At 36.7% G+C, this 25056-nt stretch carries 23 protein-coding genes, 1 rRNA gene, 1 riboswitch and 1 other annotated feature; of the genes, 15 read left to right on the top strand and 9 right to left on the bottom strand.

The window, feature by feature from the left end:
• Positions 1-77 precede the first annotated feature (77 nt).
• Together KI338_RS16180 and KI338_RS16175 are read right to left on the bottom strand one after the other, a co-directional pair.
• Positions 78-461 (bottom strand): hotdog fold thioesterase, encoded by a 384-nt coding sequence (locus tag KI338_RS16180; RefSeq protein WP_212922068.1) that lies wholly within the window; start codon positions 459-461, stop codon positions 78-80.
• 34 nt (positions 462-495) lie between these two features.
• Positions 496-1431, bottom strand: a complete 936-nt coding sequence (locus tag KI338_RS16175; RefSeq protein ID WP_212922067.1) for a 1,4-dihydroxy-2-naphthoate polyprenyltransferase — start codon at positions 1429-1431, stop codon at positions 496-498.
• A gap of 183 nt (positions 1432-1614) precedes the next feature.
• On the opposite strand from KI338_RS16175, the gene KI338_RS16170 reads away from it, so the two are divergent.
• The 11 genes from KI338_RS16170 to KI338_RS16120 all read left to right on the top strand — a co-directional run bounded on the left by KI338_RS16170 (position 1615) and on the right by KI338_RS16120 (position 12152).
• Entirely contained in the window at positions 1615-2997 is a 1383-nt protein-coding gene (locus KI338_RS16170) for an isochorismate synthase (protein WP_212922066.1), read from the top strand.
• Positions 2998-3000: 3 nt separating this feature from the next.
• On the top strand, positions 3001-4746 hold the full coding sequence (gene menD, locus KI338_RS16165) for a 2-succinyl-5-enolpyruvyl-6-hydroxy-3-cyclohexene-1-carboxylic-acid synthase (RefSeq protein ID WP_212922065.1): 1746 nt from the start codon (positions 3001-3003) through the stop codon (positions 4744-4746).
• Entirely contained in the window at positions 4743-5552 is an 810-nt protein-coding gene (menH, locus tag KI338_RS16160; protein ID WP_212922064.1) for a 2-succinyl-6-hydroxy-2,4-cyclohexadiene-1-carboxylate synthase, read from the top strand. Before menD ends, menH begins: the two co-directional genes overlap by 4 nt.
• 83 nt (positions 5553-5635) lie before the next feature.
• The gene (gene menB / locus KI338_RS16155) at positions 5636-6454 is read left to right on the top strand and encodes a 1,4-dihydroxy-2-naphthoyl-CoA synthase (RefSeq protein WP_212922063.1); all 819 of its coding nucleotides are present in this window, start codon (positions 5636-5638) and stop codon (positions 6452-6454) included.
• Between the two features lie 124 nt (positions 6455-6578).
• Positions 6579-8033 (top strand): o-succinylbenzoate--CoA ligase, encoded by a 1455-nt coding sequence (locus KI338_RS16150; protein WP_212922062.1) that lies wholly within the window; start codon positions 6579-6581, stop codon positions 8031-8033.
• Positions 8034-8095: 62 nt separating this feature from the next.
• Positions 8096-8416 (top strand): hydrolase, encoded by a 321-nt coding sequence (locus KI338_RS16145; RefSeq protein WP_212922061.1) that lies wholly within the window; start codon positions 8096-8098, stop codon positions 8414-8416.
• A gap of 100 nt (positions 8417-8516) precedes the next feature.
• Positions 8517-9014 carry a hypothetical protein gene (locus KI338_RS16140; RefSeq protein WP_212922060.1) on the top strand — a complete coding sequence of 166 codons (498 nt, stop codon included), beginning with the start codon at positions 8517-8519 and terminating at the stop codon, positions 9012-9014.
• Between the two features lie 18 nt (positions 9015-9032).
• Positions 9033-9497 (top strand): RNA deprotection pyrophosphohydrolase, encoded by a 465-nt coding sequence (ytkD, locus tag KI338_RS16135; protein WP_212922059.1) that lies wholly within the window; start codon positions 9033-9035, stop codon positions 9495-9497.
• 117 nt (positions 9498-9614) lie between these two features.
• The gene (locus KI338_RS16130; RefSeq protein ID WP_244853701.1) at positions 9615-10013 is read left to right on the top strand and encodes a hypothetical protein; all 399 of its coding nucleotides are present in this window, start codon (positions 9615-9617) and stop codon (positions 10011-10013) included.
• A 65-nt stretch (positions 10014-10078) separates the two neighbouring features.
• Positions 10079-11194: a DNA polymerase III subunit beta gene (dnaN, locus tag KI338_RS16125; protein ID WP_212922058.1), complete on the top strand. Its 1116-nt coding sequence runs from the start codon at positions 10079-10081 to the stop codon at positions 11192-11194.
• Between the two features lie 211 nt (positions 11195-11405).
• Positions 11406-12152 (top strand): phosphotransferase family protein, encoded by a 747-nt coding sequence (locus KI338_RS16120; RefSeq protein WP_212922057.1) that lies wholly within the window; start codon positions 11406-11408, stop codon positions 12150-12152.
• Between the two features lie 253 nt (positions 12153-12405).
• On the opposite strand, the gene KI338_RS16115 is transcribed toward KI338_RS16120, so the two are convergent.
• The 4 genes from KI338_RS16115 to pckA all read right to left on the bottom strand — a co-directional run bounded on the left by KI338_RS16115 (position 12406) and on the right by pckA (position 16812).
• Positions 12406-13212 (bottom strand): ABC transporter permease, encoded by an 807-nt coding sequence (locus tag KI338_RS16115; RefSeq protein ID WP_212922056.1) that lies wholly within the window; start codon positions 13210-13212, stop codon positions 12406-12408.
• A gap of 35 nt (positions 13213-13247) precedes the next feature.
• Entirely contained in the window at positions 13248-14024 is a 777-nt protein-coding gene (locus KI338_RS16110; protein ID WP_212922055.1) for an ABC transporter ATP-binding protein, read from the bottom strand.
• A gap of 12 nt (positions 14025-14036) precedes the next feature.
• A complete protein-coding gene (locus KI338_RS16105; protein WP_212922054.1) occupies positions 14037-15032 on the bottom strand; it encodes an ABC transporter substrate-binding protein in 996 nt (331 codons plus the stop codon).
• A gap of 193 nt (positions 15033-15225) precedes the next feature.
• Positions 15226-16812, bottom strand: coding sequence for a phosphoenolpyruvate carboxykinase (ATP) (gene pckA, locus KI338_RS16100; RefSeq protein WP_212922053.1), 1587 nt, complete (start codon positions 16810-16812; stop codon positions 15226-15228).
• 213 nt (positions 16813-17025) lie between these two features.
• A riboswitch (SAM riboswitch) is annotated at positions 17026-17133 on the top strand.
• Between the two features lie 118 nt (positions 17134-17251).
• On the opposite strand from pckA, the gene metK reads away from it, so the two are divergent.
• Positions 17252-18451 carry a methionine adenosyltransferase gene (gene metK, locus KI338_RS16095; protein ID WP_212922052.1) on the top strand — a complete coding sequence of 400 codons (1200 nt, stop codon included), beginning with the start codon at positions 17252-17254 and terminating at the stop codon, positions 18449-18451.
• Positions 18452-18501: 50 nt separating this feature from the next.
• Here the strand turns inward: metK and KI338_RS16090 are convergent, their stop codons facing one another.
• Both KI338_RS16090 and mnmM read right to left on the bottom strand, forming a co-directional pair.
• Positions 18502-19029 (bottom strand): gamma carbonic anhydrase, encoded by a 528-nt coding sequence (locus KI338_RS16090; RefSeq protein WP_212922051.1) that lies wholly within the window; start codon positions 19027-19029, stop codon positions 18502-18504.
• A gap of 13 nt (positions 19030-19042) precedes the next feature.
• Positions 19043-19606 carry a tRNA 5-(aminomethyl)-2-thiouridylate-methyltransferase MnmM gene (mnmM, locus tag KI338_RS16085; RefSeq protein WP_212922050.1) on the bottom strand — a complete coding sequence of 188 codons (564 nt, stop codon included), beginning with the start codon at positions 19604-19606 and terminating at the stop codon, positions 19043-19045.
• 207 nt (positions 19607-19813) lie between these two features.
• Here mnmM and KI338_RS16080 point away from each other — a divergent pair, with 207 nt between their 5' ends.
• The gene (locus KI338_RS16080; protein ID WP_212922049.1) at positions 19814-20626 is read left to right on the top strand and encodes an arginase family protein; all 813 of its coding nucleotides are present in this window, start codon (positions 19814-19816) and stop codon (positions 20624-20626) included.
• Positions 20627-20708: 82 nt separating this feature from the next.
• Positions 20709-20922: a binding site (T-box leader), on the top strand.
• 43 nt (positions 20923-20965) lie between these two features.
• On the top strand, positions 20966-23377 hold the full coding sequence (gene leuS, locus KI338_RS16075) for a leucine--tRNA ligase (protein ID WP_212922182.1): 2412 nt from the start codon (positions 20966-20968) through the stop codon (positions 23375-23377).
• A gap of 49 nt (positions 23378-23426) precedes the next feature.
• On the opposite strand, the gene KI338_RS16070 is transcribed toward leuS, so the two are convergent.
• Positions 23427-24188, bottom strand: a complete 762-nt coding sequence (locus KI338_RS16070) for a YybI family spore inner coat protein (protein WP_212922048.1) — start codon at positions 24186-24188, stop codon at positions 23427-23429.
• Positions 24189-24829: 641 nt separating this feature from the next.
• Between KI338_RS16070 and KI338_RS16065 the strand changes: the two genes are divergently transcribed.
• Positions 24830-25056 (top strand): 16S ribosomal RNA (locus KI338_RS16065); the annotation flags it as partial.

The raw sequence follows: 25056 nt of genomic DNA, 5'->3' as shown, positions 1-25056 counted from the left end.
TGGGATAATTCTGAACTACTTTTTATGTGATGCTTTATAAAAAAATCAGTGGGGAACTAGTTCCCCACTGATTTTTTTTATTTCTTCGGTACAACTCCGATTGTACATCTAGAAATACAAATTATTTTCTCATCTTCATCTCGAATGTCAACTTCCCATACCATCGTCGTTTTTCCAACATGGACTGGTCTTGCTTTTGCTGTTACAATTCCATCACGTTTACTCTTGATATGGTTCGCATTAATTTCGATTCCAAAAACATGGAATTTCTCTAAATCGACATGTAAACATGCTCCTACACTTGCAGCGGATTCAGCAAGTGCTACACTGGCTCCCCCATGTAGATAGCCAAGAGGCTGATGTGTACGGTGATCGACTGGCATTGTCATGACAACAAGTTCCTTATCTAGTGACAGTGTTTTAATACCAAGCGATTCCATAAGTGTATTTGATAATTCCATCTGAACTCTCCCCTTTTATAAGTATTAGTAGTTCTTAGATGAAATAATTAATCAATAAAGACAAGCCTAGCAGGATGCCATAAATGGAGTTGGTTTTTCCAGTTAGCACCATAGCTGGCATCATTTCTAATGGTTCTGTTTTTCCTTTAAACCCCTTTACAACTTTTATAGCAGGAATCACTGCGACAAATGTAAGGAGAGACCATAGCGGTAAAATGCCAATAATAATAAAATGTGCAGTAAAATAGAATGCGATAATAAATAATAGACCTAGAAAACGAACGGCATTGTATCTTCCAAGTAATATGGCTAGTGTTTTCCGCCCACCTTGTTTATCACCATCTAAATCGCGAATGTTATTAGAAAGCATTATACAACCAATTAATATCGCAACTGGAATGGAGATGAAAATAGGGAATGCGTCTATATAACCTGTTTGTATATAATAACTGATACCGATGATAACTGTACCCATGAAGAATCCAGAAAAAACTTCTCCAAACGGTGTTGCAGAAATTGGAAATGGTCCTCCTGTGTATAAATAACCAAACAGCATACATACTAGCCCAATGGCAGCAATCCACCAACTGGTGATTGCACAAATATAAATACCTAGTAAAAGGGCAATTCCGTAAAAAAAGAGTGCCAAACGAAGTACTGTCTTGGGCTGGATTCCATCCCTAACAATAGTTCCACCAATACCAACGGAATGCTCCGAATCGACACCACGTACATAATCGTAATATTCATTAAACATATTGGTGGCAGATTGTATTAAGATGGATGCAATTAACATTGCCAAGAATAATAATAGATGAAAACTACCGGCATTTAATGCGACCATTGTTCCAACAAATACTGGAGCAAATGATGCAGTCAATGTATGCGGGCGAAGTAGCCTCCACCAAACCTGAAAGCCGTCCCGTTCATTTAAGGCTCTTTTAATATGATCTTTATCTGTTGTTGCCATAAACTAACTCCTTATCTATCTATATCATTTTTAGTTTAGGCAAAAAGAGTAAGGGTGTCAATGAAGTAGGATAACAGGTGTAAAAGTAGGGCTATTTGGAGTAGATAGTAGTTTTCTTGAGAAACTAGAAGAAAGGGAATAGAATATAAAGAGACGTATCATGTTAAAACGGAGGACAACCAAATGATAGAGGTTAAAGAGGAAACACTTGAGTCCACTTTAATAAGAGTGATTCAGGGCCTACACTCCTCTGAGTCAAGGCTAGTGAGCTTTACGAAAAAAATACAACCGTTAAACCCCTTGCACTTTTTTGAAGCAGGATTAACGTTACATATGAATCGTTCCTATTGGCATAGTACAATCGATGACTTTGTGATGGTAGGGATAGGAAGTGCTGTTTCTATCCACGAGGACTCTCAAGCTATATCTAGTTTAGAGGAGAAATGGGAGTCCGTTTTGAAGGAAGCGGTGATTAATAATCCGTATCAGATTCCTGGGACTGGAATTGCTGCAATTGGTGGGATGGCTTTTGATCCACACAAGCCTAAGACAGCGTTGTGGAATAAGTTTACGAATAATGAACTTCGAGTTCCGACATTTTTATTACTTGTAAATCAACAAGGGACTTTTTTAACAACAACGATTTTAGTAGATGGAATGGATGATCCGAAGCTTTTAATAAGACAACTTGCTGATCAAGAGAAGGCTCTCCTTTCTTATCAAAATATAGACCATAAAAAGCCAGTAATTGTTGGGCGGGAAGAAGTTGAACCAGAACAGTGGAAAGAGACAGTAAAACATGCAACTGAATATATAGCTAAAGGCCAAGTAGAGAAAATCGTTTTAGCTCGTGAGCTACGATTAACCTTCTCGGAAGAAGTTGGTTTAACGGATGTAATCAAACAATTAATTGATACACAACCTACCAGTTATATTTTCGCATATGAAAAAGGAACGGATTGTTTCGTTGGAGCTAGTCCAGAGCGACTAATAAAACTGGAAGGTAATCAGTTATTATCAACTTGTTTAGCTGGGACTGCACCTCGGGGTAGGAATGAACTTGAGGATGATAAGATAGGGTATCAATTATTGCACGATGAAAAAAATTTGCAAGAGCATGATTTTGTTGTGCAAATGATAAAGAATTCTGTAGAGGAATTTTGTCAGAAAATGGAGATACCTAAAAAGCCTGTTCTTTATAGATTAAGAAATTTGCAGCATCTATATACACCTGTAAGAGGTATATTTAAAGAAGGGTATAGTATATTTGATGTCATTGAGAAGCTACATCCAACGCCTGCACTAGGCGGGGAGCCTAGAAAAGAAGCACTATCCTATATTCGCGAATCTGAATTACTTGATCGAGGATGGTATGGAGCCCCCTTTGGCTGGATAGATAGTAATCAAAATGGCGAATTTGCTGTAGCGATTCGCTCAGGACTTATTCAGGGTAATACTGCTTCATTATTTGCTGGCTGTGGAGTGGTAAGAAGTTCAGACCCTGAAGCGGAATTTGAAGAGACGCGAATTAAGTTTTTACCGATGTTAACCGTATTAGGGGGATAAAAAATGAGTCACACGGAAGACTTAACGAGATATATTGCAAATTTTGTTGATGAATTAGCAAAAAGTGGATTAACTGATGTCATTATTTCACCTGGATCAAGGTCAACTCCACTTGCCATGACTTTTCGAGAGCATCCAGAAATTAAAGAATGGGTTATTTTAGATGAGCGATCTGCTGCATTTTTCGGTTTGGGATTAGCGAAACAAACAAATCGGCCTGTTGCACTAGTTTGTTCTTCTGGAACTGCGGCTGCTAACTATTATCCAGCGATAGTAGAAGCACATGAGAGTAGGGTACCGTTAATTGCTCTAACTGCAGACCGTCCCCATGAATTACGAGATGTTGGTGCACCACAAGCCATTGATCAAATAAAGATGTACGGCTCCTATGTGAAGAGCTTTCATGAGATGGCATTGCCTAAGTCTACAGCAGAAATGCTAAATTACGCTAGAATAAGAGCAGCACGAGCAGTTCATGAGGCTTTATCGGGTAATCCAGGACCAGTTCATCTGAATTTTCCTTTTCAAGAACCTCTTATTCCTGACTTCACACTTAAGGATCTTTGGGGAGAACCAATTCGTGAGCCATATACTAGATGGCATGATGGGAAAAGAAGGCTCCCAGAGAGCTTTATAAATCAGCTTGCTGAGCGATTAGCCTCTCTGCAAAAGGGACTTTTTGTATGTGGTCCACAAATGGATCAGGATTTAGCGGAGGCTGTTACATTGCTTGCAGAAAATTGGGGAGTTCCAATTTTAGCTGATCCGCTATCACTGATTCGAACTGGCTCCCATTCAACTGGAAATATTATTGAGGGCTATGACAGTTTTTTACGCAATGAAAAAATCCGAGCTTATTTAAAACCTGATTATATTATTCGGTTTGGAGCTATGCCAGTATCTAAGGCATATTTATTTTTTGTGAAAGAAAATCAGACTGCTCTCCAATTCGTGGTTGAACAGGATGCTGGCTATCGTGAACCGGTTGGTAATCCTACAGAATATATTTATGCTGATCCGGTTTTATTTTGTTCAGATTTATTAGAGGCTGGAATTATAAGCTCTTCTTCAGACAATGACTGGTTAACTACTTGGAAAAACTTTAATTCGATTGCTAAGAAACATTTAGTAAAAGCATCGGTTGGTTCACTTACAGAAGGAGAAGCTGTGAAGCAATTAACAGATGTAATTCCTAACAAAAGTACATTTTATGTAGGAAATAGTATGTCCATCCGTGATGTAGATACATTCCTAATGGCGGGCTCTAAAAAGCTAACATTATTAGCTAATCGTGGGGCAAACGGTATTGATGGGATTATATCAAGTGGATTAGGAGCTGCAGCGTCTGGAAACCCAGTAACGCTATTATTAGGCGATTTATCGTTTTTCCATGACATGAATGGCTTACTTGCAGCAAAACATTATAATCTCAATATTACGATCCTTGTAATCAACAACAATGGTGGTGGTATATTCTCGTTTTTACCACAATTCCACCATGAAAAACATTTCGAGGTACTGTTTGGAACACCGCTAAATATTGATTTTCAAAAGGCAATTGAAATGTATGGAGGTTCGTATCACAATCCGACAGATTCTAGCGAATTAAAAGAAATGTTATTAGCAAGCTATCAAGAACAAGGATTATCTGTTATTGAGGTGAAAACAGATCGAACTGAAAATCTTCATTGGCACAAGGAATTATGGACAGCTATTGAAGAGGATATTTTAAAGCTGGTGGTTCAGTGAGAACGCTAATTCGGGATGTGAGTTATTGGTATGAAATCCATGGAAATGGTGAACCAATAGTATTGCTGCATGGATTCACGGGAAGTACACATACTTGGGATCAATTCTTAGAAAAACACCAAAAACAATTTACAATATTAGTCATCGATTTGCCAGGACATGGGAAAACCTTTGCATCTTCCTCTGTTGACATGGAGAGCTGTTGTCATGATATTCACCGAATTGTGACAGAAAATGGGTTTGATCAATTCCATCTAGTAGGCTATTCCATGGGAGGAAGAACCGCTCTTTCATATGCAATGTTCTATCCGCAAGCGCTAAAGTCGCTAACCCTTGAAAGTGCTTCTCCAGGATTAGCGACGATAGAAGAACGTAAGAAACGAATCGATCAGGATGAGAATCTCGCAAGTATGCTTGAAGAAAAAGGCCTAGAGTCCTTTGTTAAATATTGGGAAAATATCCCACTCTTTTTATCGCAGCGAGATTTAGCAGAGAATGTCCGTAAAGAGCTCCGCAGGGAACGAATGTCTCAATCAGTCGAAGGATTAGTAATGTCGTTACGGTCTATGGGAACTGGTAGTCAACCAAGCTGGTGGTATACCCTTTCAGCACTTACTGTCCCAGTATTGCTAATTGTTGGGGAATTGGACCATAAGTTTATTTCTATTAATGAAAAGATGGATAAGTTACTACCAAATAGCAAGATGACATTAGTAAATAATGCTGGACATGCAATTCATGTGGAACAACCTGAACTTTTTGGTAAAATAGTAGAGGAGTTTATTTTAGCAGATAAAAAGGTATAGCTTTTTATCTGTATAAACAAAACCTAGGTAGACCTATTGTAAACGGTCGTACCGATAGTTTATTACATAGAAGGAGGAATTCCATGTCTGTACAATGGGAAAAAGTTCGTGATTACGAAGAAATTATTTATGAAAAATACAATGGTGTTGCAAAAGTCACCATGAATCGCCCGGAAAAGCACAATGCGTTTACACCACTAACCGTAAATGAAATGATTGATGCGTTTGCTGATGCACGTGACGATTCATCTATCGGTGTCATTATCTTAGCAGGTGCAGGTGATAAAGCATTTTGTTCTGGAGGAGACCAATCTGTTCGTGGACATGGTGGATATGTTGGATCAGACCATATCCCACGTTTAAATGTTCTAGATTTACAACGACTTATTCGTACAATTCCAAAACCAGTCATTGCCATGGTTTCTGGTTATGCGATAGGTGGTGGCCATGTACTTCATGTTGTCTGTGATTTAACAATTGCCGCTGATAACGCTGTTTTTGGACAAACCGGTCCAAAAGTAGGAAGCTTCGATGCGGGCTATGGAGCGGGATTACTTGCTGAAATGGTAGGTCAAAAACGCGCACGTGAAATTTGGTACCTATGCCGTCAATATAATGCACAAGAAGCTTATGAAATGGGAATGGTTAATAAGGTTGTTCCACTCGAACAGCTAGAAGAAGAAACACTACAATGGTGTGCTGAAATCTTAGAAAAATCACCAACTGCATTACGATTCTTAAAGGCATCATTTAATGCGGCTACGGATGGCTTAGCCGGTCTACAGCAAATGGGTGGAGATGCAACACTTCTTTATTACACAACAGATGAAGCGAAAGAAGGAAGAGACGCATTCAAGGAGAAAAGAAAACCAGACTTCGGTCAATTCCCTCGTTTTCCTTGATGTTATCTTGCAAAGCCAAAATTAGTATGATCAATGAACGTCTAATAGGCTACTGAAAGAAGCCAAAACGAGAAAAACCTTTGCAAATTATGCAAAGGTTTTTCTATAAAATGAGGTGGTATGAATGGCTGAAACTATTCCCCATTGGTTAACAAAACAAGCATTTCTTTCACCGAATCAACCAGCAATTGAATTGGTGGATGGGACAGTTATTACATTTCATGAGCTTAAGGAAAAAAGTCAAGCATTTGCTAAAAGACTAGCTACACTTGGAATTCAAAAAGGTAATCATATTGGAGTGCTATCCAATAATAATCTAGACATGATTATTGCCGTACATGCATTGAGTTATCTAGGTGCTGTAATCGTGTTATTAAATACTCGACTAACAACAGAAGAAATAAATTATCAGCTAGACGATGCTGAAGTTAGAGTAGTATTAGCTGCAGATGATTTAATTCAAAAAGCTAATGAATTAAGCATTGATTTTGTTAGAAGCTTTTCCGAGGTTGGGAAGGAAGCGAAACAGGATACCCAGCTCGTATCTGAAATTAATTTGGATGATCCTTTCACAATCATCTATACTTCAGGTACGACTGGTTTTCCAAAGGGAGTGGTACATACCTATGGGAATCATTGGTGGAGTGCAATTGGTTCAGCATTGAATCTTGGTTTATCGGAATCAGATAAATGGCTTGCTGTCTTACCATATTTTCATGTTGGGGGATTTTCCATTTTCATCAAAAGTGTCATATATGGTATGCCTGTCTATTTAGTTGAAAAATTCGATGAACAGATCGTACTCGATGCTATTATTAATCGTGGTGTAACGATTGTCTCAGTGGTCACTGTAATGTTGCAAAGAATGATTCAGTCGCTAGGTGAGAGTAGGCTTCCTAATCATTTTCGTTGTATGCTTCTTGGTGGTGGACCAGCTCCTATACCATTATTGAAAAAAGCGAATGAAAGAAATATTCCAGTCTTTCAATCCTTTGGAATGACAGAAACCTCATCACAGATTGTTACATTAAGTCCAAGGGATGCATTTGCTAAGGTTGGTTCAGCTGGAAAGGCATTATTTCCTGCTCAAATAAAAATAAAGAACAGTGCACCAAATGAGATTGGTGAGATCCTTGTTAAAGGACCAATGGTAACAAATGGTTACTTCAATAATCAAGAAGCAAATGAAGAAAGCTTTCAAAACGGTTGGCTTACAACAGGAGATCTTGGTTATATAGATGAGGAAGGATTTTTATATGTTGTTGATCGTAGAAAGGATTTAATAATTTCAGGGGGGGAGAATATATATCCATCTGAAATAGAGAGCGTATTGTCTGGATATGATGGCGTAAAGGAAGTAGGAGTAGCCGGAAAGCCTGATGATAACTGGGGGCAAATCCCAGTGGCATTTATCGTCCGTTCCAATAATAACTTACAACAAGAAGAAATTATTGATTATGCGAAAAAAAGACTTGCAAAATATAAGCTTCCAAAGGAAATATACTTTGTAGAGAGCTTGCCAAGGAATGCTTCCAATAAACTAGTACGTAGTAAATTATTGGAGCTACTAAATGATTAATCCATGCTTATCATACATTCTTTTCCTACTTTAAGACAAATTAAGGATAGGAGGTGGATGTATTGGAAAAAAAGAAATACTATATCGACATAGGCAGTGGAGAAATTTCACAAACGAAATATCAAAATAATGATAGCTTTACCATTCATGCAACTGACGAAGAAGTAGCGATGCTAAGAGCAAAACTGAACAATATGGACAGCGCATCCATGCAAGCATTTTGGCGGGCGCATGTACCTATAATGCCATATCATAATGATAAGCCTAATGATCATTATGATACCGGGTTGGTGGAAGTCTATCAAATGCTATATGATTTAGGAGATGACACAATAAAAAGTCATATCGATAGTATTGGGATTTTAGAAGATAATCATATGTGAAGCCATACAGGAATAGGATATAATATCTTATTCCTTTTCTAGTTTAAGGCTAGTAGAGGAAAGGGAATAATTTCTACTAGAGACATGGAGAGGAATAGAGATGAAATATGTATTGATACTAATTGCACTTGGTATTTGCATCGCCCTTATCATACCATCAACAGCTTCAATATCAAGTAAAGAACAAGTAATAGGGGAAGATTCACAATATCAATCCATAACAAAAGAAGAAATCATTCAATTGACAGATGAATTTATGCGACTCTTAGTACAAGAAACAGATCAAGACTACCAAGTAATAGAATTTAATAATAAAGAATCATTAATAAATGCCTTTGGTGTTGTAACAACGGAAACTATTGCTCGCGAATATGTCAATTTCTATTTTTATGAGGAGAATGGGGGATTATATATTGTTCCGACAGATGGACCTCCTTGGTTTAATAAACAGAATGACTATGATGTGATACAATTAGAGCATAATAAAGTATTGGTTAAGCAAGAAAACCAAACTGGGCTCCATGGAGACTTTGTAATTGAAATGGAATTTACTTTTGCAAACCAGGAGTGGAAAATAACAAATATTACACATCATTGAAAAAAAGGTAGCTGACACATGTATACATTTCGTGATTATTATCAAAATGAAATTCAACTTTCTTTTATGGATCATCCTTTTTCAAAGGAACCCAAGCATGTATGGGTTATTTGCCAATATCAAGGAAAATGGTTATTAACGAAGCATAAGGACCGGGGATTAGAGTTTCCAGGTGGAAAAGTAGAAGAATGGGAGACTGCTGAACAAGCAGCACACCGAGAAGTAATGGAAGAGACAGGAGGCATTATCAAATCGATTTATTATTTAGGACAGTATCATGTAGCTGGTAAAGCAGGCCATGTCGTGAAAAATGTTTATGTCGCTGATATTGAAAAATTAGAAAGGCAAGAGACGTATTATGAAACTGAAGGGCCAGTTTTGATAAGTGAAATACCAAAGAATGTTAAAACAAATAAAAGATATAGTTTTATTATGAAGGATGATGTCCTAACATATTGCCTGAATAAAATAATGTCAGACTGATTCGAGAAAAACGCATCTTTATTAAAAAGGTGCGTTTACTTATAATTTTCAGATTTTCATTTTCTATACTATACTTACTATATTATTATAAATTTTTTATATACAGGGGATAGTAAAGTGAAAAACAAGAAAATACTGTTAATCATTTGTATTGTTATATTTACCTTGAGTATCGGTGTAAATATATACTGTTTTGGAAAATGGTTTTTGTTTGACCAATGGTATGAACCAACCGATGAAGAACAAATAATATTAAGTGAAATGGTTCAAAAAACGGTCGAAAGTGAAGCATATCAAAGGCTATCTGAGACAGAAGATATAATCGCTATTGATTCGGGTATTGATCGAGCGAAAGGAGGAGTGTTTCCTTATTACTTCGGGGTTAGTGTGAAGACAAATAAGCAAACCTATCTTTTTAGCTGTAGTGATGAGAAATGCACAACATTGACTAATGAGGGGTGGACATATTCTATCTATAAGGATGAGAGCCCAAGATTGCCATTTAATTTAGAGTAAATTAATAGACTTTGTATAGAAGCAAACATAATAACTAGCAATCTAGTATACGAAAGGATTAACCAATGGAGTTTATAATTAATCAAGCAGAATGGAGTAAGGCTGTATCGGAGGTTAGCAGAGCAGTTTCAGGAAAAGCAACTAATCCTATTTTAACTGGTATTAAGATAGAGGCTAAACAGAATAGTCTAAACCTTGTAGGAAGTAATAACGATATGGTGATTGAAAAATTAATCTCAACCTCTGAAAAGCTGGAGATCATACATACCGGAAGTATAGTAGTTTCAGCAAAGCATTTGAATGAGCTTATTAAGAAATTGCCAAATGATATGCATGTTATGCTAGAGGATAATCTTTCGGTGAAGATTAAATCAAATGAGATTATAACTACCTTAAGTGGATTTGATGCAGGGGAATATCCTGTTCTACCAGAAATAGATCATAGTGACGGGTTTCAGCTTACAAGTGAGGAGTTGAAAAATATCGTAAAGCATACCGTCTTTGCTACTTCCAAAAATGAAACGAAGCCTGTGCTTACTGGTGTACATTTTACACTTCAAAACAATTCACTTATTTGTGTCGCTACAAATTCCCAGCGGCTTTCTTTCATTAAGCATTCTTTACATACCGATTTAAACGAGTCCTTTATCCTCCCAAGTATTACTTTATCAGAGGTTGGAAAGCTTTATAATGGGTATTCAAGTGAGATAGATGTATTTATTAAAAAATCAACTATTGTGTTTAAATCCAGTAATTTAGCAGTGTACTCTAAGCTAATTGATGGAAAATACCCAAGTACCTCAAGTCTAATTCCTGAAGAATCGAAAACCACTCTAATAGTCAATACAAAGGATTTATTAAACGCAATTTATCGTGCTAGTATATTTGCAAGTGAATCAAGAAATAATAACGTGAAAATTCAGCTATATGATGATTCAAAAATAATAGTATCCTCTAATTCATCTTCCATCGGACAAATTGAAGAAACCATGAAGGTTAAGCATGTTTCGGGTGATAAGGAGTTAAGTATAACGTTTGATGGTAACTATATGAAAGATGCATTAGTGATAATTGATCAAGAAGAGATAATGTTATGTTTTAACGGTTCATTTAAACCAATTGTACTTATTCCAAGAGGAAAAACCTCCAATATACAGCTGATTTCGCCTGTTAGAGCTTAAAGAAATACTTCTACTTAAGGAACCCTACAATGGGTTCCATTTTTTTCTTGTATTCAGATTTTTCTGCCGACTAGTCTAGATAATATGCTAGAATAAAAATTAGATATAAAATCATTAAAATGGTATCAATAAAGGTCCAACTTAATATGTTTATGGAAATATAAAATAGATAGAGATTTTGAACCAATTCAACATTTAGGAGGGGGTAGTAATGATTTTAGGAATTCCCATAGCACATGGTAACACAGCTAAGATTTATCATCATGATAACCAAATCATAAAAGTATTTCATGAGCATTTACCTAAAGAAGAAGCTCGTCATGAAGCTATTAAACAAGAATTTGCTTATACTAGTGGCTTGCCAGTACCGAGAGTTGTAGATATTACGGAGGTTCAAGGAAGGCAAGCGATTATTATGGAACAAATACAAGGTAAAACGCTTGGGGAATTACTGCTCAAGAATAGAGACGACGTTGAATATTACTTAACCCTATCAGTTGATGTACAACAGAAAATACATCAGATTGAAGCAGTTTCGTTTACGCCGATGAAAGCTAAACTAAAGAGCAAAATCCTATCAGCTCAAAGGCTAACTGATAAGCAGAAACAAAAATTATTGGATCAATTAGATCAAATGGCTTTTGATAATAAATTATGCCATGGGGATTTTCATTTATTTAACTTAATTTTGTCAGGTGAAAAAGTTTATATCATCGATTGGGTAGATTCGAGTTCAGGTAATAGATGTGCTGATGTTTGCCGAACATATCTTTTATATACCCTACATTTTAACGAAATAGCCGAACATTATTTAACACTTTATTGCGAAAAAAGTGGACTAACTAGAAATGAGGTATTAGAATGGGAACCGATTATTGCTGGGGCGAGAATGGCAGAGATTGTCCCAACAGAAAATCCCGATAGTTTGCTTGAAATTATACGTCGGCATACCGATTGACTTAAATGAACGGTTTCTCTCCAGTTATTTACAGTAGAGGGGGAGGATATGCACCAAAAATACCCGATACATACAAAAAATTAGGAAAATCGAAAATCGCTATCTATTCTTAACTGTAAAAATCGGCTAAGTGCACTAATGATAAGCAATAAACACATAAAAATAGCGAGGATGCATGTTGCTATGAAGCATCCCGCTATTTATTCAAATTAGATGATATTTCTGAGTAGCATGCAACTATTTATATAGCATACTAAGTTGTATGTTTTATTAACCAGCCCTCAATTTTTTCCACAACTTTATACATTATTGCAGCGATGCACGCAATAAGGATTAAAGCAGCCATTACTAATGTGAAATCAAATACTTGGAACCCATAAACAATGAGGTATCCTAGCCCAACCTTTGAAACTAAGAATTCACCGACAATCACACCAACCCACGATAAGCCAACATTTACTTTTAGTGTTGAGATCATAACGGGTAAGGTAGCAGGGAATACAGCTGATTTGAAGCATTGCCAACGAGTAGCTCCGAAGCTTTTTAATACTTTTTCATAGTTGGGATCTACTTCTCTAAAGCCGGTATATACAACAATAGTCGTAATGATTACGGATATAATTGCCCCCATCGAAATGATGGAGACATACCCAGGTCCTAAAGCTACAATGATAATTGGCCCCAATGCAACCTTAGGCATAGCATTTAAAATTACAAGATAGGGGTCTAATATTTTTGAAAATCTGGTGGAAGACCATAGTAGGGTTGCGAGTATGATTCCAAGTAGTGTACCAATGATAAAGCCTAAAAGTGTTTCGATTAAGGTAACCCACGTATGCGTTAAAATAGTACCATCTGAAAACTTTTCTAGTAATAGGTTATAGACCCTTGAAGGGGAACTGAATATTAGTGGGTCAAGCCAGTTCATTCTGCTAGCTAACTCCCATAACCCGAAAAATCCAATAAGGATGAATATCTGCCATATAACCACTATTTTTCTTTCACGTTTTAGCTTTTGCATATGCATATTCAATAATTGCTGGTCTTCCTTATCTAGCATTGCTACATCCCCTTTCTGTGTTTAATTGGGAAGTGTTAAGCCTTTTGTTCTTCATTTTTATTTAACTCCTCCCAAACTTTATCGAAAATAGCCTGGTATTTAGGATGTCTTCGAACTAGAAAGGGCATCTCATTTCGTAATTCAATAGGTACCTCGAATGTTTTAGCAATGGTACCTGGATTTGCACGCATCACAATGATTCGATCACTCATCGCGATGGCTTCACCTATGTCGTGAGTTACAAGAATAGCAGTTTTTTTATAAGCGTGTAGTAATTGAAATACTAAGTCCTCTAGCATTAATTTTGTTTGATAATCTAGTGCAGAGAATGGTTCATCTAGTAGTAGAATTTTAGGCTTGGTAATTAAGGTTCGTACAAGAGCAACTCTTTGTCTCATACCACCTGATAAAGAGGATGGATATTGATTTTCAACGTCATTTAAGCCAACCTCATTTAATAACTTCTTTGCTTCAACTTTTATTTCTTCATCCACATTTTTTTGGATAGTAGGTCCAATCAATACATTATCTAGGATAGTTTGCCAAGGGAATAAATAATCCTGCTGAAGCATGTAACCGATATCTCGTTTTGATTTTTCTACTGGCTTGTTATTAAGAAGTACCTTTCCAGACGTATGTTTCATGATTCCTGATACGATCGAAAGGATAGTTGATTTTCCACAACCACTCGGTCCGAGTAAGGCTATAAATTCTCCTTCCTTAACAGAAAAAGAGATATCCTGTAATGCTTTTGTATAATCATTCTTTGAAAAATAATGATGTGATACGTTTTCTAAGGTTAGAAAGGACAATGTTTTCACTCCTTAGTTTGAGATGACTTTTTCTGCTATTTCTGTGTTTACTAACTCCTCGTAAGAAATATTACCGTCTGGTAATTCTCCTGCTTCTTTCATAATTTTTTTTAAGTTATTCCATTCATCCTCATCTAATATAGGGTCAGCTGCAAATGATCCTTGATTTTTATAACGGTCAATTGATGAAGTTAAAATGTCTAATTCCACGTCCTCAAAGTAATCTTTAATTGTCTTTGCAACTTCAGCTGAATCAGTATCCTGAACCCATTGCTGTGCTTTATAAATGGCACGAGTGAATTTCTCAATATTTTCTTCGTTTTCTTTTAAATAGCTTTGTTTTGCCATAAAAACGGTATAAGGTACTTGACCTGATTCCTCTCCAAACGAAGCCACTACATAGCCGCTACCTTCTTTTTCGAACACACTGGCAGTTGGCTCAAAAAGTTGAACATACTCGTAGTCACCAGAAACAAAGGCACTAGGAATATTGGCAAATTCAATATTTTGATTGAGGGTAAGGTCGCTGTGGGGATCAATCCCATGCTGTTTTAGTACATATTCACCTACCATTTGCGGCATGCCACCTTTACGTTGGCCAAGAAAATTAGAATCCTTAAGATCCTCCCACGAAAAATTATCTTGTTTTTCTTTCGCGACAAGGAACGTACCATCTGTTTGTGTTAATTGAGCAAAATTAACAGCATAATCCTTGGAGTCTTGTGCATACACATAGATGGAAGTTTCCGAACCAACTAACGCAACATCAATTCCATCTGATAATAAAGCTGTCATTGTTTTGTCTCCACCCCAGGTTGTTTGTAATTCTACATTCAACCCCTCTTCTTCAAAGAAGCCCTTTTCAATAGCTACGTATTGTGGTGCATAGAAAAGAGAGCGTGTTACCTCTCCTAATTTAATCGTAGTATGTTTATCGTTAGAGCCACAAGCAGAAAGGAAGAAAAGCACAAAACATAACACGAATACAAGAATTTTTATCTTTCTCATTCGATTCGTCCCTTTCTAATAGCGTTTTTTCCACAGGATAGTGTATGCAAGGACGAAAAATGTGTGAATGCCTAGATAAAAATAAGCGTTTTATATAAAAAAACGACCTTTTGTGTAAGGTCGTTTAGGAACTTTGTAACATGTTGTTACCATCTATAGTATATAAACCCTCTTGGGATGAGGCCAATAATAATTATTGAAATGTAGGACCAGCTTGAGCAATTTCAGGACTTACATGAGAAAACTTTTTAAAGTTTTCGTGGAATTGACATGCAAGGTCTTTTGCCTGCTTTTCATAGGCGGTTTTGTCAGTCCATGTATTTTTCGGAATAAGCACGTTATCGGGAACTCCTGCAACATGTGTCGGAATTTCTAAACCGAAAATTTCATCTTTAATGGTTTCTACATTATTTAATTCGCCTTCTAGTGCTGCATGAACCATTGCCCTTGTATAGGACAGTTTAATTCGACTTCCAATTCCGTATGAGCCACCAGTCCAGCCAGTATTAATTAAAAATACATTGGTATGGTACTGATCAATCTTTTCACCAAGCATTTTTGCGTAGGTAGCTGGCTCTAATGGAAGGAAAGGTGCTCCAAAACAAGCAGAGAATGTTGCTTGCGGCTCTGTAACTCCTCTTTCTGTTCCTGCTAGTTTACTAGTATACCCACTTAGGAAATGATACATTGCCTGTTCTTTCGATAGTTTGCTAATAGGTGGCAATGTGCCAGAAGCATCTGCAGTTAAGAAAATAATGGTATTTGGATGTCCTGCAATACTTGGATTTACAATATTGTCTATATGCTCTAATGGATAAGCTGCTCTTGTATTCTCTGTTAGCGTTGTATTATCAAAATTAGGTTTACGAGTTATTTCATCCATAACAACATTTTCTAAAACAGCACCAAATTTTATCGCATTGAAAATCTGTGGTTCCTTTTCTTCAGATAGATTAATGCATTTTGCGTAACAGCCACCTTCAATATTGAAGACGCCACTTGAGCTCCACGCATGTTCATCATCTCCAACTAATAATCGGTATGGATCCGCTGACAGTGTCGTTTTACCAGTACCAGATAACCCAAAGAATAGTGCAACATCGCCTTCTTTCCCAACGTTAGCTGAACAATGCATTGGAAGGATGTTTTTCTCAGGTAAAAGGAAGTTCATGATGGAAAAGATTGATTTCTTAATTTCACCTGCATATTCCGTTCCCCCAATTAAAATTACTCTATGTTCAAATGAGATAAGAATAAATGCCTCAGAGTTAGTACCATCAATACTAGGATCAGCCTTAAATGTTGGCGCAGAAATTACTGTAAAGGATGGAATATGTGATGCTAATTGTTCTTCAGTTGGGCGTATGAAAAGCTGTTTTGCAAATAAGTTATGCCAAGCAAATTCATTAATGACTTGAATAGGTAAGCGATAGTTCTCGTCAGCTCCAGCAAAACCCTCGAAAACAAATATCTCATTTTGACTCTTTAAATGTTGGATAACTTTTTTATATAGTTTCTCAAAAATTTCTTTATCAATTGGTTGATTGACTTTTCCCCAGTCAACCTTTCCTTCAGAAAAAGTATCCTTAACAATAAATTTATCCTCTGGGGAACGACCAGTATATTTTCCTGTCGTCGCAAGTACTGCACCAGTATCTGATAATAATCCTTCTTTTCTAGATAGTACTTTTTCAACTAATTGTGCAACAGATAGATTTTTTTTAACATTGTTCCCAGATAATAGTTCTTCCAATAGAGAACTTTTCATTACCATATTCATTTAAATTTTCCTTCCTTTATGTTAATTTAATCAAGAAAGATATTTTTAAGTATAGCATGTATATGAAATTATCAATAGTATAACACATTGATTTTAATAGTCCATACTATTTATTATTTTTTATTGTATTAAATTATTAAAATTACGTGACAGCGAAATATACGGTTGACATGGGACAATATATTCAGTTAACCTTAACAATGAGCGGATACTCTCTTATTCAGAGTTGGTGGAGGGACAGACCCGATGAAGCCCGGCAACCTCACACATTTGTGAAAAGGTGCTAACCTGGTGCAAGGAAACTTCCTTGAACAATAAGAGCGAAAGGCTGGTAATTCCTTTCCTCGTGTGATGGAAAGGCTTTTTTTATTGATTAAGGATATAATACTGATAGAGAAAAGAGTACCGTACCAAGAAACTAGAGGGAGGATTTAGCCTAATGGCTAATAATCGTCGTTTATTTACTTCTGAATCTGTAACAGAAGGTCATCCAGATAAAATATGTGACCAGATTTCAGATGCTATATTAGATGAAATATTAAAAAAGGATCCAGTCGCAAGGGTAGCTTGCGAAACTACAGTGACAACCGGATTAGTATTAGTTGCTGGTGAAATTACTACATCAACTTATGTTGATATTCCAGCGGTTGTTCGTCAAACTATTAAGGATATTGGGTATACTCGTGCTAAATACGGTTTCGATGCCGATACATGTGCAGTACTAACTGCAATCGATGAGCAGTCTCCAGATATTGCCGAAGGAGTCAATCATGCACTAGAAGCACGTCAAGGTAAAATATCAGATAGTGAAATTGAAGCGATTGGTGCAGGAGACCAAGGGCTAATGTTCGGTTTTGCATGTAATGAAACAGAAGAGCTCATGCCTTTACCAATTTCACTGGCTCATAAGCTAGCAAAACGATTAAGTGATGTTCGAAAAGACAATACGTTATCTTATTTAAGACCAGATGGAAAAACACAGGTGACTATCGAATATGATGAAGAGGATCGCCCAATTCGTGTTGATACCATCGTTATTTCTACACAGCATTCTCAAAATGCTACTTTGGAGCAGATTGAAAAGGATATAATGGAGTATGTTATCAAGCCTATCGTACCTAGTGACTTATTGGATGAAAAAACAAAGTACTTTATTAATCCAACTGGACGTTTTGTCATTGGAGGCCCACAGGGTGACGCTGGTTTAACTGGTAGGAAGATAATCGTCGATACGTATGGTGGATATGCTCGTCACGGCGGAGGAGCATTTAGTGGTAAGGATCCAACTAAGGTAGACCGATCTGCAGCCTATGCGGCTCGTTATGTTGCTAAAAACATCGTTGCAGCAAAATTAGCTGAATCCTGTGAAGTGCAGCTTGCGTATGCAATCGGTGTGGCTGAACCTGTATCAATTTCCATTAACACCTTTGGGACTGGGGTTGTAAGTGAGGAAGAGCTAGTTCAAGCTGTTCGTAAGACATTTGACTTACGTCCGGCAGGAATTATTCGGATGCTGAACCTTCAGCAGCCTATTTACAGAGCTACTTCTGCATATGGACATTTTGGACGAACAGATGTAGAATTCCCATGGGAAAAGACGGATAAGGTTGATGATCTAGTATTATTAACAACGAAATAATTAATAGAAACACGCTTCGTGCAGTTTATAAGCACGAAGCGTGTTTTGTGTTAAAAAATTATTCCTAAATTAGTATTCTCCCGATAATATTTACCCTTCTCCACATATGACTGTCTCACACGTTCCATCTCTTTATAATCTGCATCTGTAAGCTCACGAACAACCTTTGCTGGGCGCCCCATTGCTAACGTATGTGGAGGGATTTTTTTACCTGGTGGAACGAGGCTTCCTGCCCCAATAAAGGCATTTTCCCCAATCTCAGCTCCATCCAAAATAATAGAACCCATTCCGATTAAGGCATTTTTCCGTACAATTGCAGAGTGCAGTGTGACCTGATGACCGACTGTAACATCATCTTCTATTATCAGTGTGTTATTCGGACTTTGATGAAGCATGGATAAATCTTGAATGCTAACTCGTTTACCAATTCTAGTTGGGGCAACATCTCCACGAATTACTGTTTTAAACCAAACACTGGATTCCTCTCCAATGGTAACATCTCCGACTACGACAGCATCTTTGGCGATAAATGCAGTAGGATGGATAGTTGGTGAGATATTTTTATAATGGTGTATCATTAATGATCCTCCTCTATTTTTTTTGAATAGCAATGATAAACGGTGGATTATTTTTCTGATTTATAAAACCATATCGTAGGACATCAAACTTTTTCTGGTCTAGTGAAATAACATACTTTAGTATTGAATTTTTTTCGTTTTCTCCACCGTCATGTCCGTAGTAAACAACAAGGATGATACGTCCATTTGGTTTTAAATAAGGTAAAACAGATTGAATAGCCTTTATTGTAGATTCACCTTTTGTAATAATGGACTTATCACTTTTCGGTAAATAACCGAGATTAAAAATAGCACCGCCTATTTTTCCTGCTAAATCCTTTGATAAATAGTTTTCCATATTAGCATGGCTGTCTAAAACAAGGGAAACATTCGTGCAATTATTTTCAATTAATAATTGATCCGTATTATTAATAGCTTTCTCTTGAATATCAAATGCAATAACTTCACCATTTTCTCCAACAAGTTTACTTAAAAATAAAGTATCATTACCATTACCACAGGTGGCATCTATAACTGTTTCACCTGGCTGAATAATTTCTTCTAATAGGTGATGAGAATATTTTAATATGCTTTTCATTGCGATCTCCTTTAATAAATCAAATCTATTTAAGCATAGCATGGATAAATGTAATCGTAAATTATTGACATTATAGGATGAAATCATATTATTTTTGATGTGTTCAAGCTAGAGATTTCCTAGTGTTATGTTAAAATAATATTAATAATATTCTATTTATTGATTAAATTTTGTGAAACAGTGAACAATCAAATTGGGGGAATGAAAGTGAAAAGTATTGTATCCTTGTTGGACTTTGATGGGGCATACAAGAGACAATCTTTCTATCATGAAGGCTCCTACAATTGGATTGATTTTAATGTTATGCAAAATGTTAGTTTATTCTGCGAGAAGAGTACCCTATTGAATATTGCTGATAAACTAAACGATTATCAAGAAAGCAGCGTATATTATTTAGGTAGTGGTAACTATCATTATATTTCCTATTTACTGCAATCTAAAATTTGTCAGCCGTACACACTAATTTTATTTGATCACCATACAGATACATTACCTGCACCTAGTCCGGATATGATATCATGTGGTTCATGGCTACTGGAATCTCTCAAAACGCTTCCTTTGCTGAAAAAGGTCTACATCCTTGGTGTAAGTGAGGAAGCATATCAACACATCCCTAACGCGTTTGACGAAAAAGTGATTATTTATACGGAACAATCACTTCACACCAATCTAGCAGCTATAATGAAAGCGATAATAAAAAATATCCCGACAAAAACCATTTACATCAGTATAGATAAGGATGTGTTGGATATGGAAGATGCCCTAACTGGTTGGGATCAAGGGACCCTGCGCCTTAACCAGCTCATGAAACTGGTAACGGAGCTTATTGCTTGTAAGGAGATAGCAGGTGTGGATATTTGTGGAGAATACCCAGTGAATCCTACGAAGGATTTTCTATTAGAGACGACGAATGCAGTGTATAAGAATAATCAGGCAAATTCTTATATCCTTAAACAAATTTATGAGCGGATGAGCGAGACTGCATCGAATCCCTTATCCAAGGATAGCATGAAGGTGTAATGGTAATCGTACAAAAGATAAATTATAAAAAAGGAATATCTTGACAAAGCTAATAGTATTCATTACAATTCAATTTAAATATTGAAAAGCAATGCGAAGGAGTAGTAGTATTGATTTCAGGTAAAGAGAGGCAATGGTTGGTGTAAATTGCCCCTGATTATTTACGAACTCGCCTTCAAGGCTGCAAAAGTGAACCATTAGTAGCTTTTGACGTACATCCACGTTACGGATACAAGTGAGCGATTGATTCGTTAATTTGGGTGGTACCGCGGGAATAACAGCTTCTCGTCCCTTACTGGGATGAGGGGCTTTTTTTATTTTAAAAAAGGAGGGAAAATGATGAGCTTTAACCATCATGAAATTGAAAAGAAATGGCAAAAATACTGGCTTGAAAATAAAACCTTCAAGACAAATACTTCATCCAATAAGGAAAAATTTTATGCATTAGACATGTTCCCATATCCATCAGGAGCAGGCCTTCATGTTGGTCACCCAGAAGGTTATACTGCTACCGATATACTGTCTAGAATGAAGCGGATGCAAGGTTACGAAGTACTTCATCCTATGGGGTGGGACGCTTTTGGACTTCCGGCTGAACAGTATGCACTAGATACAGGAAATAGCCCAGCTGAGTTTACGCAAAAGAATATTAATACCTTTAAAAGGCAAATTCAGGAGCTAGGTTTTTCTTATGATTGGGACAGAGAAATTAGTACAACAGATCCGAATTATTATAAGTGGACACAGTGGATATTTACAAAGCTTTATGAAAAAGGATTGGCTTACATTGATGAAGTAGCTGTTAACTGGTGTCCAGCTCTAGGAACTGTGCTAGCAAATGAAGAAGTAATTGATGGGAAAAGTGAGCGTGGGGGTCATCCAGTAATTCGTAAACCGATGAAACAATGGGTACTAAAAATTACTGCATATGCTGATCGGTTACTTGAGGATTTGGAGGAGTTGGATTGGCCGGAAAGCATCAAGGATATGCAGCGTAACTGGATTGGTCGTTCTGAAGGAGCAGAAATAACCTTTAACATAGAAGGGCATGATAAAGCCTTTACAGTATTTACAACACGACCAGATACTTTATTCGGTGCAACATATGCTGTTCTTGCTCCAGAACATCCTTTAGTAAAAGAGATTACAACCGCAGATCAAAAGAATGCGGTACAGAGCTATTTGAATGAAGTTCAAACCAAATCGGATTTAGAAAGAACAGATCTTGCTAAAGATAAAACAGGAGTATTTAGTGGTGCTTATGCCATTAACCCAGTTAATCAGGCAAAAATGCCTATATGGATAGCTGATTATGTTTTAATGTCTTATGGCACAGGTGCCATTATGGCTGTACCCGCTCATGATGAACGTGACTATGAATTTGCAAGTAAATTTGACATACCAATCATTGAAGTAGTAGCTGGTGGTGATGTCGCAAAAGAAGCCTATACCGGAGATGGAGAACATGTTAACTCTGATTTCTTAAACGGGTTAAATAAAGAAGATGCTATTGCTAAAATGAATGCTTGGCTTGAAGATAAAGGTTTAGGAACGAAAAAAGTGACATATCGTTTGCGTGACTGGTTATTCTCTAGACAACGTTACTGGGGCGAGCCAATTCCAATTATCCATTGGGAAGATGGTAGTATGACTACGGTGCCTGAAGAAGAGCTACCATTAGAACTTCCAGTCATGACAGAGATTAAACCATCTGGTACAGGTGAATCCCCATTAGCTAATAGTGATTGGGTTAATGTGGTCGATCCTAAAACGGGAATGAAAGGTCGCCGTGAGACGAATACAATGCCACAATGGGCGGGTAGCTGCTGGTATTTCTTACGTTATATTGACCCAAATAATTCAGAAAAATTAGCTGATCCAGAGCTATTGAAAAAATGGCTACCAATTGATATTTATATTGGTGGGGCAGAGCATGCAGTACTTCACCTACTATATGCCCGTTTTTGGCACAAGTTCTTGTACGATATTGGTGTAGTTCCAACTAAAGAACCATTTATGAAGCTATTCAATCAGGGAATGATTCTAGGTGAAGGTAACGAGAAAATGAGTAAATCAAAAGGAAATGTAGTGAATCCTGATGATATTATCGCATCTCATGGAGCTGATACACTTCGACTTTATGAAATGTTCATGGGTCCACTAGATGCATCTGTTGCATGGTCTACCAATGGACTTGATGGAGCAAGACGTTTCCTTGATAGAGTATGGCGTTTATTCATTAATGAGGATGGGAGCCTATCTAATAAAATAGTAGATGAAGAAAGTACTGAACTAGAAAAGGTATATCATGAAACAGTTAAAAAGGTAACCGAGGACTTTGAACATCTACACTTCAATACTGGAATTTCACAAATGATGGTGTTCATTAATGAAGGATACAAAGCTGAAAAGCTTTCTAAGAAATATGTTGAAGGCTTTGTGAAGATGCTCTCCCCTGTTGCTCCTCATATTGCGGAGGAACTATGGAGCCGTCTTGGCCACGAGGAAACTATTAGCTATGAAGCTTGGCCAACGTATGACGCCTCTAAATTGGTAGAAAATGAAATTGAAATAGTTATTCAAGTATTAGGAAAAGTTCGTTCTAAATTGAAAGTCGCAAAAGACATTTCTAAGGAAGAACTTGAGAAATTGGCACTTGAAGATGAAGGAATTCAAGATTGGATAGCAGGGAAGACGGTTAGAAAAGTTGTTGTTGTACCTGGCAAATTAGTTAATATAGTAGCAAACTAATGAAAGAGGACTTCTCATTAATAATTTTTATAATGAGAAGCCCTCTTTATTAATTACTCGGCATCCATTTCGTTTGTAACAATATCCATTTATCTCTGTCAAAGTACCACAAAGATTCGACCGTACCAATTTGGTCTGCGTGATATGCGCCACTAACCTGCTGGTAACTTTTTAAGCCATATCCTTTACTTTTACTTATTAACTTAGGTTCAAAGAAGGCAATTGGATCAACCATTGCGGAGGTCTCTTTCAGTAGTTTTCCTTCCTTATTATAAATTCCTAAGCGAATATATTCATTTGCTCGTTTCTCAATATTTATGATAGTCGGTTCCGTATTTGGTGAAATGGTTATTTCTAACTTAAAATTTTCAAGAAATTTTCCTTTAACAAAAGGTTGTTCAGGTAAAGGGATTTCCAAAAGCTTGTTTTGGACTAAAGTATGTAAGTGATATTGATATAATCCACCACTTCCACCGGTTGGACTTTGGAAAAATATATCATTGACTTTATCATGATTTAAGTCAATAAATGTTAGCTTTGGATCGTAACCACCCATATAAGGAATCTCCCAAACATGGTTCTCAGAAGAAGTTATTACAGCAACTATATCACGATAATATTTGGAATCAGGAGAAAACAAAACTCCCTTTAGTTCAACAATTTCCTTTAGTCCATCTCCTGTTACATCCTCCTCATATGTTTTTATAATTTGATGTTCATATTGTTTCTTGTTATTTTCAGCATTACTGGAATAATTAACACTTCCTATTAATAATAATGTTAACAGAACTACTTGTACGATATTTCGCATTGTATCTTCCTCTTCTTACAGTTAATGTGATTATTTTGTGTAAATGATAAAAACCTATACATACTAAAAGTAGGAGCAGTTTTTAGAGGCTGGAATATAATAATATGTGGTCTTGGATTATTTTGGGGGAAATGGAATTGATATTTTTATGTTATCCTATTGACCGAAGTATTAAAGGGGTGTATTATAAATTCTGTTGCTGTTATCTGAGCAACGAGCACTAATAAACTAGTTGACATAATATATGCAACATGTTATAATTGTTTTGTCGGTGATATTGTTCATACATGAGTATAGAACAATGAACTTCAAACATTATTTTGTCATTTTAGGCAAAATAACGAATTGATTTATATCAAAAAAACTTGTTGACATAACTAGGTCGATTTAATATAATATAAAAGTTGTCGCAAACAAAAGGCAACGAAGTATTTGCTCCTTGAAAACTGAACAAAACAACCAGTATGTAAGGAAAAAACATACCCTGTTTTTTCTATTAATAATCTAAAAGCTAGCGTGCTTTTAGTAGCTAAGAATGTAATTGACTCGATCAATTATGATAAACAAACTTTTTTTGGCAAACAACTTAACGCTGTTTGCACAAGTGCGACTACACTTTTGAAAGAACCAAAAGTGAGTCTTCTATGGAGAGTTTGATCTTGGCTCAGGACGAACGCTGGCGGCGTGCCTAATACATGCAAGTCGAGCGCGTGAAACTAACGGATCCCTTCGGGGTGAAGGTAGTGGATCGAGCGGCGGACGGGTGAGTAACACGTGGGCAACCTGCCTGTAAGACTGGGATAACTCGCGGAAACGCGAGCTAATACCGGATAATACTTTTTATCACATGGTAAGAAGATGAAAGGCG

It is taken from the genome of Ornithinibacillus bavariensis, from assembly GCF_018333235.1.
Lineage (GTDB): Bacteria > Bacillota > Bacilli > Bacillales > Amphibacillaceae > Ornithinibacillus > Ornithinibacillus bavariensis.
This window is presented reverse-complemented; position numbering and strand designations above follow the sequence as displayed.

Bases quoted from the DNA above. Each gene is read 5' to 3' on its own strand.
- KI338_RS16180 (WP_212922068.1), bottom strand. From the start codon at position 461: ATGGAATTATCAAATACACTTATGGAATCGCTTGGTATTAAAACACTG.
- KI338_RS16175 (WP_212922067.1), bottom strand. From the start codon at position 1,431: ATGGCAACAACAGATAAAGATCATATTAAAAGAGCCTTAAATGAACGG.
- KI338_RS16170 (WP_212922066.1), top strand. From the start codon at position 1,615: ATGATAGAGGTTAAAGAGGAAACACTTGAGTCCACTTTAATAAGAGTG.
- menD (WP_212922065.1), top strand. From the start codon at position 3,001: ATGAGTCACACGGAAGACTTAACGAGATATATTGCAAATTTTGTTGAT.
- menB (WP_212922063.1), top strand. From the start codon at position 5,636: ATGTCTGTACAATGGGAAAAAGTTCGTGATTACGAAGAAATTATTTAT.
- KI338_RS16150 (WP_212922062.1), top strand. From the start codon at position 6,579: ATGGCTGAAACTATTCCCCATTGGTTAACAAAACAAGCATTTCTTTCA.
- KI338_RS16140 (WP_212922060.1), top strand. From the start codon at position 8,517: ATGAAATATGTATTGATACTAATTGCACTTGGTATTTGCATCGCCCTT.
- ytkD (WP_212922059.1), top strand. From the start codon at position 9,033: ATGTATACATTTCGTGATTATTATCAAAATGAAATTCAACTTTCTTTT.
- dnaN (WP_212922058.1), top strand. From the start codon at position 10,079: ATGGAGTTTATAATTAATCAAGCAGAATGGAGTAAGGCTGTATCGGAG.
- KI338_RS16120 (WP_212922057.1), top strand. From the start codon at position 11,406: ATGATTTTAGGAATTCCCATAGCACATGGTAACACAGCTAAGATTTAT.
- KI338_RS16115 (WP_212922056.1), bottom strand. From the start codon at position 13,212: ATGCTAGATAAGGAAGACCAGCAATTATTGAATATGCATATGCAAAAG.
- KI338_RS16105 (WP_212922054.1), bottom strand. From the start codon at position 15,032: ATGAGAAAGATAAAAATTCTTGTATTCGTGTTATGTTTTGTGCTTTTC.
- pckA (WP_212922053.1), bottom strand. From the start codon at position 16,812: ATGAATATGGTAATGAAAAGTTCTCTATTGGAAGAACTATTATCTGGG.
- metK (WP_212922052.1), top strand. From the start codon at position 17,252: ATGGCTAATAATCGTCGTTTATTTACTTCTGAATCTGTAACAGAAGGT.
- KI338_RS16090 (WP_212922051.1), bottom strand. From the start codon at position 19,029: ATGATACACCATTATAAAAATATCTCACCAACTATCCATCCTACTGCA.
- mnmM (WP_212922050.1), bottom strand. From the start codon at position 19,606: ATGAAAAGCATATTAAAATATTCTCATCACCTATTAGAAGAAATTATT.
- leuS (WP_212922182.1), top strand. From the start codon at position 20,966: ATGAGCTTTAACCATCATGAAATTGAAAAGAAATGGCAAAAATACTGG.
- KI338_RS16070 (WP_212922048.1), bottom strand. From the start codon at position 24,188: ATGCGAAATATCGTACAAGTAGTTCTGTTAACATTATTATTAATAGGA.